The 13,888-nt window shown below is 43.9% G+C and carries 9 protein-coding genes, 2 tRNA genes and 3 rRNA genes; 1 reads left to right on the plus strand and 13 read right to left on the minus strand.

The features are described 5' to 3' along the window. Positions 1-11 precede the first annotated feature (11 nt). Complete coding sequence (locus PB1_RS06785) at positions 12-452, minus strand: YaaR family protein (protein WP_003351528.1); 441 nt, start codon at positions 450-452, stop codon at positions 12-14. Positions 453-620: 168 nt separating this feature from the next. Here PB1_RS06785 and PB1_RS06790 point away from each other — a divergent pair, with 168 nt between their 5' ends. Then, positions 621-2,057 carry a DDE-type integrase/transposase/recombinase gene (locus PB1_RS06790; RefSeq protein ID WP_003350502.1) on the plus strand — a complete coding sequence of 479 codons (1,437 nt, stop codon included), beginning with the start codon at positions 621-623 and terminating at the stop codon, positions 2,055-2,057. 257 nt (positions 2,058-2,314) lie between these two features. On the opposite strand, the gene PB1_RS06795 is transcribed toward PB1_RS06790, so the two are convergent. The 12 genes from PB1_RS06795 to PB1_RS06850 form a co-directional block, all read right to left on the minus strand. Next, positions 2,315-2,644: a cyclic-di-AMP receptor gene (locus tag PB1_RS06795; protein WP_003351529.1), complete on the minus strand. Its 330-nt coding sequence runs from the start codon at positions 2,642-2,644 to the stop codon at positions 2,315-2,317. A 121-nt stretch (positions 2,645-2,765) separates the two neighbouring features. Beyond that, positions 2,766-3,401: a dTMP kinase gene (gene tmk, locus PB1_RS06800; protein ID WP_003351530.1), complete on the minus strand. Its 636-nt coding sequence runs from the start codon at positions 3,399-3,401 to the stop codon at positions 2,766-2,768. A gap of 41 nt (positions 3,402-3,442) precedes the next feature. Beyond that, a complete protein-coding gene (locus tag PB1_RS06805) occupies positions 3,443-4,879 on the minus strand; it encodes an aminotransferase class I/II-fold pyridoxal phosphate-dependent enzyme (protein WP_003351531.1) in 1,437 nt (478 codons plus the stop codon). Positions 4,880-4,994: 115 nt separating this feature from the next. After that, positions 4,995-5,198 carry a sigma factor G inhibitor Gin gene (locus tag PB1_RS06810; RefSeq protein ID WP_003351532.1) on the minus strand — a complete coding sequence of 68 codons (204 nt, stop codon included), beginning with the start codon at positions 5,196-5,198 and terminating at the stop codon, positions 4,995-4,997. Positions 5,199-5,487: 289 nt separating this feature from the next. Further along, the gene (istB, locus tag PB1_RS06815; RefSeq protein ID WP_003351533.1) at positions 5,488-6,246 is read right to left on the minus strand and encodes an IS21-like element helper ATPase IstB; all 759 of its coding nucleotides are present in this window, start codon (positions 6,244-6,246) and stop codon (positions 5,488-5,490) included. Then, entirely contained in the window at positions 6,246-7,529 is a 1,284-nt protein-coding gene (istA, locus tag PB1_RS06820) for an IS21 family transposase (RefSeq protein WP_003351535.1), read from the minus strand. Before istA ends, istB begins: the two co-directional genes overlap by 1 nt. Positions 7,530-8,113: 584 nt before the next feature. After that, positions 8,114-8,229 (minus strand): 5S ribosomal RNA (gene rrf / locus PB1_RS06825). Positions 8,230-8,429: 200 nt separating this feature from the next. After that, positions 8,430-11,363, minus strand: a 23S ribosomal RNA gene (locus PB1_RS06830). 81 nt (positions 11,364-11,444) lie between these two features. Further along, positions 11,445-11,520, minus strand: a tRNA-Ala gene (locus PB1_RS06835). A gap of 9 nt (positions 11,521-11,529) precedes the next feature. Next, a tRNA-Ile gene (locus PB1_RS06840) sits at positions 11,530-11,606 on the minus strand. A gap of 89 nt (positions 11,607-11,695) precedes the next feature. Continuing rightward, a 16S ribosomal RNA gene (locus tag PB1_RS06845) occupies positions 11,696-13,246 on the minus strand. The 16S, 23S and 5S rRNA genes sit together here with 2 tRNA genes alongside, the layout of an rRNA operon. A 294-nt stretch (positions 13,247-13,540) precedes the next feature. Further along, the gene (locus PB1_RS06850; RefSeq protein ID WP_003351537.1) at positions 13,541-13,888 is read right to left on the minus strand and encodes a ubiquitination-like system serine protease family protein; all 348 of its coding nucleotides are present in this window, start codon (positions 13,886-13,888) and stop codon (positions 13,541-13,543) included.

Below are 13,888 nucleotides of genomic sequence, written 5' to 3' on the forward strand. Positions count from 1 at the left end.
CAATCACTCACTTACGTGTATAAATTAATTAATAGGCCTTTTATTTCGCCGATTTTTTCAAGTAAATCCAATGATTTTTCTTCTTTTTCCATAATTTCTTCCGTTAACTCAACCAATTTTTGATCAATCGTTTCGACAATTGTTAAAGATCTTCCTTGGCCAAATTGATTCCAGCTGTGGGATTGTTTGAGCTCCATTCCAAAATCAACAGTTTCCTTTACAAATCGTTTCACGAGGGTTTTGAATTTTGCGAGATCTTTAAATGTCCGGGACCTCATAAGCTTTTCTCCGGCATGGTCAATATCCGTTAAAAGCTGCTGGAGCTTTTCCATTTGCAATTTTTGATCATGCTTTTGGACTAAATCATTAAATTTTATTCCGCTTGTAGACTGCAGCTTCGGTTCCTGTCTGCTATTATCGATGTTTAGACGAAGATCTTGATTAATTTTCATATTTTACCTCCGGAAACGTACTGCGTATTGTCAAAAATTTTTAGATAAAATTTGGATAATTTATTGATATTTAAGGTTTTATAAACAAAAAACTTGCCACCCCCATTGTTTTAGGGTATTAGTGAGGTAACCACACACACACCAATCCTAAAACAAGGAAGTGACAAGTTGTTACCTCAATTATTAACCTATTTGCTTGAATATATCAAGCACCAAGATCAAATGATTCGAACATTACTTACTCTTCTAATTGGAAAAAACATGTTTGATAAGCCAACAGAAAAGCCTGTAAATAAGCCTTATCAAAAACTTCAGGTGGATGAGCTACCGATTATTGAAACTCTACAAAAGCTTGATTATCAAATTCTTCTCACAGAATATTTGGAGAAGAACGGGAAACCTCTCAAACCTGTTCAGAGGCGTTCCCATTCAAAAGGTAAGGTACCTTCATCCATGAAATGTCCAAGGTGTGGTGCTCCGTCCGATTATCTTTATGCCAATAACGGAGGCAAAGGACAGTATCAATGTAAGGTGTGTGCGTGTCTGTTTAATAAAAAGAACCAATATGCCAAAGAGGCTGTACTCAAATGCCCACACTGTTCTAAAACACTCGAGAAGATCAAGGAAAGAAAAGATTTTCTCGTATTTAAGTGCAAAAACAATGACTGTCCGTATTACAAAAAGAAACTGCAAGGAATGTCTAAAAAAGAGAAAAAGCAGTTCGAAAAGGATCCTCAGTCTTTTAAAGTTCGATACATATTCCGTCAGTTTCAAATTGATTATCAGCCGTTAGCTAAACATTCACCTAAGAAGCCAAAAGTGGATTTGTCCAGGCTTCATGTGTCACCGCATACATTAGGACTCATTTTAACTTACCATGTTAACTATGGCCTATCAGCTCGGAAAACAGCTGCACTGATGAAGGATGTTCACGGTGTAAACATCTCTCACCAGAGTATATTGAATTACGAAAACAGCGTAGCACTGATGCTCAAACCTTATGTGGATCATTATCCTTATGAGCTCTCTGATCAATTCTGCGGAGACGAAACATACATAAAGGTGAATGGCCGTTGGCATTATCTTTTTTTCTTTTTTGATGCGGTAAAGAAGATTATTCTGTCCTACCCTGTTTCTCCAAATCGTGATACGGTGTCTGCCATCCGTGCGATTGATGAGGTCTTATGGAAGATGAAAGAGATCCCGGAAGACCTCACCTTTGTCGTAGATGGCAATCCAATTTACCTTTTAGCACAACACTTTTTTGCCCAACACGGTATTACATTTGATGTGAAGCAGGTCATTGGACTAACCAACGAAGACCTGGTTTCCACGGAATACAGACCGCTAAAACAAATCATTGAAAGACTGAATCGAACATTTAAGGGCAATTACAGATCGACACACGGATTTGGATCCGATCACGGATCCGTTTCTTATGTGACCTTGTTTGTAGCTTACTTTAACTTCTTGCGGCCACATTCAGCCCTAGAAGGCAAAGTGCCTGTAGTTATTCCAGAACTAAAAGAACTGCCGAATATGCCTGCACGTTGGACAAAACTGATTGGTTTAGCTCAACAATGGCTAGTAGAGCAAACTGCCTAACTTTTTGTTTAGCAGAGCCCTTACCAGCATCGGCGAAGCGAACTCTTGACAAACCGAACCAGTCAATGGTTTAAAATGGGAATTGGCAAGGGCTTCTTTGGTGTGCCTTCTTTTTGTTCCCTTCGCCCTTGTTGGTTCAAAATTAAACCATTGACGTGTTTGTCAAGAGCGATTGCGGCGGCATTTTCTCTATTTTCGGTAGAACACATCCTTCCAATACTGAGTTTTCATAGAACTTTTGACACTACCACGTACTGCTAGAATTGAAGGAACTGTTCTATCGGCACTACAAATACAGTTGCTCCGCCTATTTCAACTTCTACAGGATATGGAACATAGGAATCTGCGTTTCCGCCCATTGGCGAGATCGGTGCTACTAATTGATCTCTTGACCGGCAATTTTCTTTTATAATTTGCAAGCATCTTTCCACTCTGATATCTTCAGTCCCGATCATAAAAGTAGTGTTTCCGGATCTTAAAAATCCGCCTGTTGTTGCAAGTTTGGTAGCCCGAAAATTATTTTCGACCAGCGCAGTCGAAAGGCGGTTGCTGTCCTGGTCTTGAACAACAGCAATAATTAGTTTCATTCCCTCATCCTCCTGTACGCATTTCCGATTTCCATTTTTCTTTTATTATAACAATAATGATGTCAAATTAGAGGATTCTTTTCTTTGATAAAGAATTTAGATAGAAAGTGACTGATTTTACTTATTTCGTGTCTAACAATTGTTTCACTTTTGCCTTTGATTCTTTGCAAACCTCTTCTATTGTTCTAGAGGCATCTATTTTGTATATCCTTTTAGGAAATCTCTCCATTAATAGCAAATAACCCTCTCGGACCTTTTGATGGAACTCCATCGTTTCAAGGTCAAGCCGGTTTACTTCTCTGCCTTTATGCTGTTTTATCCGCTTAAAGCCAAGTTCCGGTTCAATATCAAAATAAAAAGTGAGCTCTGGCATCATCTCTTCAATCGCAAAACGATTAATCGAGAAGACTTCCTCAATTCCCAGACCTCTTGCATACCCCTGATAAGCAAGCGAACTATCAATAAATCGGTCGCAAAACACAATCATACCTGATTCTAATGCTGGCTTCACTTTTTCTACAAGGTGCTGCCTCCGCGCTGCTGCATAAAGCAATGCTTCTGTGCGCGGATCCATGGCCGTATTATTTTTATCAAGAATAACCTTGCGAATTTGCTCGCCTATCTCAATACCACCGGGTTCTCGTGTTTTAAGCACTTTATGCCCTTCCTTTTCAAGCTCATCGGCCAACATTCCGATAATCGTTGTTTTTCCGGCCCCTTCAGGTCCCTCTACTGTAATAAAAACACCTTTTTTCATTTCATTTACCCCCTGATGATAACTCTTTTTGTTATAGACTTTTAAACTTTATATACCTTAATCTCTCCTGATTTTAACCTTTCTCCACCTTGGAACCTGGCTCCGCTCTTGAGTAAAAATTGCAATTGATCAATGGATTCATTTGTAATCAATTCCCCAGGGAATAATAATGGAATGCCCGGAGGATATGGGATAACAAAATCAGCAGATATCTGATTAGCCGCATCTGCCAGAGAAATCCATTGAGGTGTTAGCCTGGCCATTGTTTTTTGGCTGATCGCCGGTTCAGAAACATCCTGTTTTTTATAAAAAATCGTTGTCCGATTTTTAATCGGGAAAGTCACCTCTTCTAAGGATTTAGAGATTTTCATTGCCGCTTGTTCAAAAAGATGATCCTGACCCGCCTTCAATAACGGTAATACGAGCAAAACATTATATGGGTCTGCCAGTTCTGAATAGACCCCTTGTTCTTCAAACCTTTTTTGCAATTCAAAGCCATTTAGTGAACAATTCGTTTGAAGTGTTATCTTTAAAGGATCGCTTGCTCCTTCTTGATAGGATAAAACTTTTATTTTAGCGATGTTCCTTAATTTATCGATTAGTTGATTAATTTTTCCGATTACATATTCCCGATCCGCTTTTTTGTATGTACCGATATAACTCCTGGCCAAATCAAGCGATGCCATTATCGGATAGGAAGGGCTGCTTGATTGCACAATCTGTAAAAATTGAATAAGGCGGTCCTGCGAAATTAATTTGCTGTTAAAATGCAAAAAAGATCCCATTGTCATGGCCGGAAGAGTTTTATGAGCCGATTGGACGACGATATCTGCCCCAAGCTGCACCGCTGACTTCGGAAATGGCTCTCCGGCAATAAAATGTGTACCGTGGGCTTCGTCGATTAATACTGGAATGCCTTGCCGATGAGCAAATTGAATAATTTTTTCTAAATCGTATACACGGCCGTAGTAATTCGGATATGTAAGAATGACTGCTTTTGCATTAGGATATAAATGAATCGCTTTTTCTACGGTCTCATAGGAGACTGCCCCGGCTATCTTCCAAATATGATCATATTCGGGACCAAGATAAACAGGAGCTGCTTTCGCAAGAGCGATTCCATTTAATATCGATTTATGGCAATTTCGCTGTACAAGTACAACATCATCTTCCCCAGCTGCCGCAAGAATCATGGCAAGGATTCCGCCTGTTGTACCATTAACTAAAAAAAAGCTTTTTTTTGTTTTGTACACATTAGAAAGCAATTTTTGCGCCTCAAAAATCGCACCTTCAGGAGAATGGAGATCATCCAGACCGGTAAGCTCCGTTGCATCGATTTTTAGAATTTCTTTATAAAAAGGAGTTCCCTCTTCCGGAAAAACATGTCCATATTTATGTCCCGGAACATGAAAAGATATAGGCTGACTTTTATTGTGTGAAAGGAGCGCATTATATAATGGTGTAATTGTCTGATCCATATTTTCACCGTACTCTTTCTGCTGAGATTCTCATTTATTTTAACAAATAGTTGTTCAAAATGGCTAAGCCTGAAGAATTTTACAAAAAATAAAGCCCCTTTAAGCAAGGGGCTTGTTAAGAATAAATTTCAGGTGTTGTAATTTTCTTTAGCTGTTTTAAATAATATTTATATTTTGGATCATTTGTTTCCGTGTGAATAAGATTTCGCTCACATTCCATACAGATAAACGAAGTGTATATATGTATGCCTTTTAATTTCACTTTCTCGCAAACTACACACGTTTCCCCGGGTTGTTCTTTTGCAATCAAATAGCTCATTAACTCCACCTCCATACACCCTATTTTGCCCCTTTAAAATAATTTGTATACAATTTTTAGAATAGTTTCACGAAAATGGTTACTTGATTTATTGTATGTTTTCTTTTGCAATTCGGTGTATGTCTATAAAGGTTTTCTTTAAGTGAACTACCCACCACCTACGCTTCGCTTAGAGGTGGGGGCTTCTAAGATAATCCATACTGATTAATAAAAATGAAACCTCATTATATCGAAAATATAAATGTCAACACAAATATGTACACTTTTGCTTGTTTAAGGATGTACAAAATCACTCATTTTCTTTCGCTAAATGATCCTTTAAACGATAAGAATCTCCAACGATAGTGACAACGGTTGCGTGGTGTAAAATGCGGTCTAAAATTGCATTGGCCAGCTTGGGTTCTTGAAAGATTTCATCCCATGCCTTAAAATTCACATTCGTTGTAAAAATCGTACTACGCTTCTCATAACGCATATCGATGAGTTGGAAGAAAAGCTTTGCGTCCTCGGCATCAATCGGTAAATAACCGATCTCATCGATAATTAATAGCTTGTATTTTGTATAATGTTTTAATCTGCTCTCTAACCGATTTTCTAGACGTGCTTTCTTCAGATTTTGAATTAAATCATGGCACTTAATGAAATAAGTGCTTGTACGTTTCTTCGCTGCCTCAATCCCAATGGAAGTAGCTAAATGCGTTTTTCCTACGCCACTTGGTCCTAAAAAAACTATGTTTTCATTTTCTTCGATAAATCGAAGCGTTAAAAAATCTAAAATTTGCTTTTGATTTATTGACGGTTGAAAACTAAAATCAAAATCCTTTATTTCTTTCAAATGCGGAAAAGCCGCAACTTTCACCATCGATTGAATCATATTTTGTTCACGTACATCAATTTCGTAATTTGTCAGTTTCACTAGCGTGTCTACCAGTGACAATTGATTGTTAACGCTGAAGTCTAAGACTTCATTTAAATGCAAGGACATTTGCTTGAGCTTCAAATAATCTAAGTTTCGTATGAGTTGTTGATAGTTTGTTGTTGGATTCATTATTTATACACTTCTCCAATCGTCGCTAAATTCCGTTTTGCTAGATCATCAATATCCGGATAATTTGGCATGGAAACGCCCAAGGCTTCTTGATAATGTGCTTCCTGATAATTTAATTTCTTGTTACTTATAGGGTGTTGCGCAATCAGTTCCGTGTTATAATAAATCCATAATTGATTATCATACACTTGTAAGCCTACTTTCTTTCCTTGGTACTGTGCTGGTACCGAGTATTGGTTTGATTTGTAGGAAATCATGTTGGATGCATTGACTTTTACAAGCGTATGTTTGATCCGATAGGAATCTCTTACTTTCTCAGCTGGTAACTGGAGTAGGTGATTCCTTTCTTTTTTGAATTCTATCGCAGGAATTTTTCCAGTTCCTTGGTGGACCTCATGGTTCACCCGATGAGATAAGTCTTGCACAAATTGATGTAATTCTTCCAAGGTCAACTGACCTTGATAAGCATGAATTTCATCTATTATTTTCATTGTGGTTTCGACTTTTCCTTTTGTCCGTGGACGTCCAGCAATGCATGGCTTCACTTCAAAACCAAAATCCTTAGCGAATTGTGCAAACTTGGCATTCACTCTTCCTGGAGAATGTTCTGTTCTTGCCTCATCCATAACGGTTTTCATATTATCCGTGATTATTTCAGCTGGTACCCCTCCAAGAGCTTCGAATGTTTCTGTTAAGAAGGAAAACAGGACACTTTGTGACTTAGAAATACTCATTAGGAAGGTTCTGAAACGTGAATGAGATAGAATCAGTACTGCGATATTGATTTCAACGTTCTGACCATCCTTTGTTTCAAAAGAAATACTCTCTTTCCAATCCAATTGTGCTTGTTTTCCTATAGGCGTTTCAAAACGTGCTGTGCCTTTAGGAGAAGGAATCCGTTTATCTTCTTCAAAGTAAGCATTAAATTCGGGCGTTTTCGCAATATACGCTCGGAACGTCGATGCTGCACAATCCAGTCCATGATTATCCTTTAAATACTGCCATAGCACACGACGATAATAAAATTTCTGCTTAGCATCTTCCGAAAGTAGTGCCGCAATGATTTCATAGTATTCATCAATTTTGGAAGGCTTCTTTCGTATACGTTTAGGAATAAATCCATTTAAATATTTATCAATGGTTCTACGATCTACACCTAGATCTCTAGCTAATTGACTTTTATTAATTTTCATCTTCAAGTTCTCCATTAGTTGTTTTAATTTTGGTAAGTCTTCAAGACTCTTAATCTCAAAATCAGTTTCCACATTTATCGATATGTACATACTAACCACCTCATGATTAGTATGAAATCTAAAGTCAATTTTGTACATTATTATTCAAGCATTTGTGTACATATTTAAATTATCATTTCTATCGAAAAGAAAGCTCATATATCGGAACGAAGGATCGTTTTTTCGGAATAAAGGAAATGAAGGCTCATATGTGGAGCGAAGGCTCATTTATCTGAACGAAGGATTATAAATCAAAACAAAGGCTCATATATGTGTACGAAGGCTCATAAATCAGAATAAAGGCTCATTTATCTGAACAAAGGCTCATAAATCGGAATGAAGGCTCATTTATCTGAACAAAGGCTCATAAATCGGAATGAAGGCTCATTTATCTGAATAAAGGCTCATAAATCAAAATAAGGGCTCATTTTTCAGATCCAAGGCTCATATATCAAAATAAGGGCTCATAAAATGAAATAAAGGCTCATAACCTTCCGAAAAGCAGTATTCAGAGCGAGCAAACATCTAAAAATCAGGTGTTATTCCCACCTTCCAGCTAAAAAACGGCTCTTTTTATGATAAAATCTCCGTCAAAATGCAAAAAGAACAACCGAATCAGGTTGTTCTTTCATTTTGCCCGGCAGCGTCCTACTCTCGCAGGGGCAATGCCCCAACTACCATCGGCGCTGAGAAGCTTAACTTCCGTGTTCGGTATGGGAACGGGTGTGGCCTTCTCGCCATCGCCACCAGACTTATTTCCTTGAGAATTCATTCTCTCAAAACTAGATAATGATTGAAGAAGATGGAAGATTGAGTATCGTTTTAATGGTGTCCGGTTCCGGCTCCTAGCCTCTCGAGGATGCTTCGCTTCTTCTGTCAAAGTCTTTAGGACTTTTCCGCCAGAAACTCCGGCACTTGTCGAGGCTAAACAGTCGACCTCCACCTTTCTTATAGGTTAAGTCCTCGATCGATTAGTATCTGTCAGCTCCACGTGTCGCCACGCTTCCACCTCAGACCTATCAACCTGATCATCTTTCAGGGATCTTACTAGCTTGACGCTATGGGAAATCTCATCTCGAGGGGGGCTTCATGCTTAGATGCTTTCAGCACTTATCCCTTCCGCACATAGCTACCCAGCGATGCCTTTGGCAAGACAACTGGTACACCAGCGGTGCGTCCATCCCGGTCCTCTCGTACTAAGGACAGCTCCTCTCAAATTTCCTGCGCCCGCGACGGATAGGGACCGAACTGTCTCACGACGTTCTGAACCCAGCTCGCGTACCGCTTTAATGGGCGAACAGCCCAACCCTTGGGACCGACTACAGCCCCAGGATGCGATGAGCCGACATCGAGGTGCCAAACCTCCCCGTCGATGTGGACTCTTGGGGGAGATAAGCCTGTTATCCCCGGGGTAGCTTTTATCCGTTGAGCGATGGCCCTTCCATGCGGAACCACCGGATCACTAAGCCCGACTTTCGTCCCTGCTCGACTTGTAGGTCTCGCAGTCAAGCTCCCTTATGCCTTTACACTCTGCGAATGATTTCCAACCATTCTGAGGGAACCTTTGGGCGCCTCCGTTACTTTTTAGGAGGCGACCGCCCCAGTCAAACTGCCCGCCTGACACTGTCTCCCGCCCCGATCAGGGGCGCGGGTTAGAATTTCAATACAGCCAGGGTAGTATCCCACCGGCGCCTCCACCGAAGCTGGCGCTCCGGCTTCTCAGGCTCCTACCTATCCTGTACAAGCTGTACCAAAATTCAATATCAGGCTGCAGTAAAGCTCCACGGGGTCTTTCCGTCCTGTCGCGGGTAACCTGCATCTTCACAGGTACTATAATTTCACCGAGTCTCTCGTTGAGACAGTGCCCAGATCGTTACGCCTTTCGTGCGGGTCGGAACTTACCCGACAAGGAATTTCGCTACCTTAGGACCGTTATAGTTACGGCCGCCGTTTACTGGGGCTTCGATTCAGAGCTTCGCGTAAGCTAACCCCTCCTCTTAACCTTCCAGCACCGGGCAGGCGTCAGCCCCTATACTTCGCCTTGCGGCTTCGCAGAGACCTGTGTTTTTGCTAAACAGTCGCCTGGGCCTATTCACTGCGGCTTTTCCGGGCTATGCACCCAGAAAAGCACCCCTTCTCCCGAAGTTACGGGGTCATTTTGCCGAGTTCCTTAACGAGAGTTCTCTCGCTCACCTTAGGATTCTCTCCTCGCCTACCTGTGTCGGTTTGCGGTACGGGCACCTTTTCCATCGCTAGAGGCTTTTCTTGGCAGTGTGGAATCAGGAACTTCGGTACTATATTTCCCTCGCCGTCACAGCTCCGCCTGATGCTGACGGGATTTGCCTCGTCAGCGGCCTAACTGCTTGGACGCGCTAATCCAGCAGCGCGCTTGCCCTATCCTCCTGCGTCCCCCCATCGCTCAAACGGAAAAGAGGTGGTACAGGAATATCAACCTGTTGTCCATCGCCTACGCCTTTCGGCCTCGGCTTAGGTCCCGACTAACCCTGAGCGGACGAGCCTTCCTCAGGAAACCTTAGGCATTCGGTGGATGGGATTCTCACCCATCTTTCGCTACTCATACCGGCATTCTCACTTCTAAGCGCTCCACCAGTCCTTCCGGTCTGGCTTCAACGCCCTTAGAACGCTCTCCTACCGCGGACACCGACGGTGTCCACCCACAGCTTCGGTGATACGTTTAGCCCCGGTACATTTTCGGCGCAGAGTCACTCGACCAGTGAGCTATTACGCACTCTTTAAATGGTGGCTGCTTCTAAGCCAACATCCTGGTTGTCTAAGCAACTCCACATCCTTTTCCACTTAACGTATACTTTGGGACCTTAGCTGGCGGTCTGGGCTGTTTCCCTTTTGACTGCGGATCTTATCACTCGCAGTCTGACTCCCAAGGATAAGTCTTTGGCATTCGGAGTTTGTCTGAATTCGGTAACCCGATGAGGGCCCCTAGTCCAAACAGTGCTCTACCTCCAAGACTCTTGCACTTGAGGCTAGCCCTAAAGCTATTTCGGAGAGAACCAGCTATCTCCAAGTTCGATTGGAATTTCTCCGCTACCCACACCTCATCCCCGCACTTTTCAACGTGCGTGGGTTCGGGCCTCCATCCAGTGTTACCTGGACTTCACCCTGGACATGGGTAGATCACCTGGTTTCGGGTCTACGGCCGCATACTCATTCGCCCTGTTCAGACTCGCTTTCGCTGCGGCTCCGTCTTTTCAACTTAACCTCGCATGCGACCGTAACTCGCCGGTTCATTCTACAAAAGGCACGCCATCACCCATTAACGGGCTCTGACTACTTGTAGGCACACGGTTTCAGGTTCTCTTTCACTCCCCTCCCGGGGTGCTTTTCACCTTTCCCTCACGGTACTGGTTCACTATCGGTCACTAGGGAGTATTTAGCCTTGGGAGATGGTCCTCCCTGCTTCCGACGGGATTTCACGTGTCCCGCCGTACTCAGGATCCACTCGAGGAGGGAACGAAGTTTCAACTACAGGGTTGTTACCTTCTCTGACGGGCCTTTCCAGACCTCTTCGTCTACTCCGTTCCTTTGTAACTCCATACAGAGTGTCCTACAACCCCAAGAGGCAAGCCTCTTGGTTTGGGCTGTTCCCGTTTCGCTCGCCGCTACTCAGGGAATCGCGTTTGCTTTCTCTTCCTCCGGGTACTTAGATGTTTCAGTTCCCCGGGTCTGCCCTCCTAACCCTATGGATTCAGGTTAGGATCCTATCCCATTACGGATAGGGGGTTTCCCCATTCGGAAATCTCCGGATCAATGCTTACTTACAGCTCCCCGAAGCATATCGGTGTTAGTCCCGTCCTTCATCGGCTCCTAGTGCCAAGGCATCCACCGTGCGCCCTTTCTAACTTAACCTAAAAGGTTTGAAACCTAAAATGGCGATACTCGGTTCTTCTTTGCCTTCTTCATATTATCTAGTTTTCAAAGAACGATAATTGGTGGAGCCTAGCGGGATCGAACCGCTGACCTCCTGCGTGCAAAGCAGGCGCTCTCCCAGCTGAGCTAAGGCCCCGTTATGAGATGGTGGGCCTAAATGGACTTGAACCATCGACCTCACGCTTATCAGGCGTGCGCTCTAACCAGCTGAGCTATAGGCCCACATAACGGTTAACAATATTTCATTGAAGGAATTGCTCCCTCAAAACTAAACAAACAAAAGCGATCAACTTCATGATTAAAATCCTTAGAAAGGAGGTGATCCAGCCGCACCTTCCGATACGGCTACCTTGTTACGACTTCACCCCAATCATCTGTCCCACCTTAGGCGGCTGGCTCCTTAAAGGTTACCTCACCGACTTCGGGTGTTACAAACTCTCGTGGTGTGACGGGCGGTGTGTACAAGGCCCGGGAACGTATTCACCGCGGCATGCTGATCCGCGATTACTAGCGATTCCGGCTTCATGCAGGCGAGTTGCAGCCTGCAATCCGAACTGAGAATGGTTTTTTGGGATTGGCTCAGGCCTCGCGGCTTAGCAGCCCTTTGTACCATCCATTGTAGCACGTGTGTAGCCCAGGTCATAAGGGGCATGATGATTTGACGTCATCCCCACCTTCCTCCGGTTTGTCACCGGCAGTCACCTTAGAGTGCCCAACTGAATGCTGGCAACTAAGGTCAAGGGTTGCGCTCGTTGCGGGACTTAACCCAACATCTCACGACACGAGCTGACGACAACCATGCACCACCTGTCACTCTGTCCCCCGAAGGGGAACGTCCTGTCTCCAGGATTGTCAGAGGATGTCAAGACCTGGTAAGGTTCTTCGCGTTGCTTCGAATTAAACCACATGCTCCACCGCTTGTGCGGGCCCCGTCAATTCCTTTGAGTTTCAGCCTTGCGGCCGTACTCCCCAGGCGGAGTGCTTAATGCGTTAGCTGCAGCACTAAAGGGCGGAAACCCTCTAACACTTAGCACTCATCGTTACGGCGTGGACTACCAGGGTATCTAATCCTGTTTGCTCCCCACGCTTTCGCGCCTCAGCGTCAGTTACAGACCAGAGAGCCGCTTTCGCCACTGGTGTTCCTCCACATCTCTACGCATTTCACCGCTACACGTGGAATTCCGCTCTCCTCTTCTGCACTCAAGTTCCCCAGTTTCCAATGACCCTCCACGGTTGAGCCGTGGGCTTTCACATCAGACTTAAGGAACCGCCTGCGCGCGCTTTACGCCCAATAATTCCGGACAACGCTTGCCACCTACGTATTACCGCGGCTGCTGGCACGTAGTTAGCCGTGGCTTTCTGGTCAGGTACCGTCAAGGCACCGCCCTATTCGAACGGTACTTGTTCTTCCCTGACAACAGAGCTTTACGACCCGAAGGCCTTCTTCGCTCACGCGGCGTTGCTCCGTCAGACTTTCGTCCATTGCGGAAGATTCCCTACTGCTGCCTCCCGTAGGAGTCTGGGCCGTGTCTCAGTCCCAGTGTGGCCGATCACCCTCTCAGGTCGGCTACGCATCGTCGCCTTGGTGAGCCGTTACCTCACCAACCAGCTAATGCGCCGCGGGCCCATCTGCAAGTGATAGCCGAAGCCATCTTTCAGCTCTTTCCCATGCGGGAAAGAGGATTATCCGGTATTAGCTCCGGTTTCCCGAAGTTATCCCGGTCTTGCAGGCAGGTTGCCCACGTGTTACTCACCCGTCCGCCGCTGACTTCAGGAAGCAAGCTCCCATCAGTCCGCTCGACTTGCATGTATTAGGCACGCCGCCAGCGTTCGTCCTGAGCCAGGATCAAACTCTCCAAAAAAGAGTAAGATAAGCTCAAAAATATATAGAATTAACGTTGACGCTTTTGTTTGTTCAGTTTTCAAAGAACAATTCTTTTCCGTCGCTCATAAGCGACTTTTTTAACATAACATTTCTACAATGTTATGTCAACAACTTTTTTGTTTTTTATAGTCTTACTATTTGGCGACAACGATTAAGATATTACCATCATTATATAAAATCGTCAATAATTTTTTAAAACAAAAAACCGACCGAACCTACTTTAGATTCGCTCGGTTATTTCACTGCTTATTGGGGGATCATCCATCGGAAATCATTTACACCAACGGATTCGCCCTCGCTCAAAAAAGAAATGACTTTGACACCCTATTTTCCTCCAAACGGATGGGGTAAGGGAAACCGTACCATCAGAATGACGTGTCAGCTCCCACCGGGGGCGCCCTTCTTTATGAAGGCTCATGTGCAAGATTTCTCTGCAACCACACGGACAAATGATGGCCGCCGACCAAGTATATTCACCCTCACCTAATATATAGATGACATGCTCTTCTAGCCGATCGGGGAGCTCCTCCATAAAAACGGTGCGATAGGCGCCGCGCGGATGGCCTGTAAAAAGGCGTGTGATCCAACCTAATACCCGTTGTAACATTCCCCTCAACAT

The sequence above is a fragment of the Bacillus methanolicus PB1 genome (assembly GCF_000262755.1).
In the GTDB taxonomy this organism is placed as follows: Bacteria; Bacillota; Bacilli; order Bacillales; family Cytobacillaceae; genus Bacillus_Z; species Bacillus_Z methanolicus.

Bases quoted from the DNA above. Each gene is read 5' to 3' on its own strand.
- tmk (WP_003351530.1), bottom strand. From the start codon at position 3,401: ATGAAAAAAGGTGTTTTTATTACAGTAGAGGGACCTGAAGGGGCCGGA.
- istA (WP_003351535.1), bottom strand. From the start codon at position 7,529: ATGTACATATCGATAAATGTGGAAACTGATTTTGAGATTAAGAGTCTT.
- PB1_RS06785 (WP_003351528.1), bottom strand. From the start codon at position 452: ATGAAAATTAATCAAGATCTTCGTCTAAACATCGATAATAGCAGACAG.
- PB1_RS06850 (WP_003351537.1), bottom strand. From the start codon at position 13,888: ATGTTGAGGGGAATGTTACAACGGGTATTAGGTTGGATCACACGCCTT.
- PB1_RS06795 (WP_003351529.1), bottom strand. From the start codon at position 2,644: ATGAAACTAATTATTGCTGTTGTTCAAGACCAGGACAGCAACCGCCTT.
- PB1_RS06810 (WP_003351532.1), bottom strand. From the start codon at position 5,198: ATGAGCTATTTGATTGCAAAAGAACAACCCGGGGAAACGTGTGTAGTT.
- PB1_RS06805 (WP_003351531.1), bottom strand. From the start codon at position 4,879: ATGGATCAGACAATTACACCATTATATAATGCGCTCCTTTCACACAAT.
- istB (WP_003351533.1), bottom strand. From the start codon at position 6,246: ATGAATCCAACAACAAACTATCAACAACTCATACGAAACTTAGATTAT.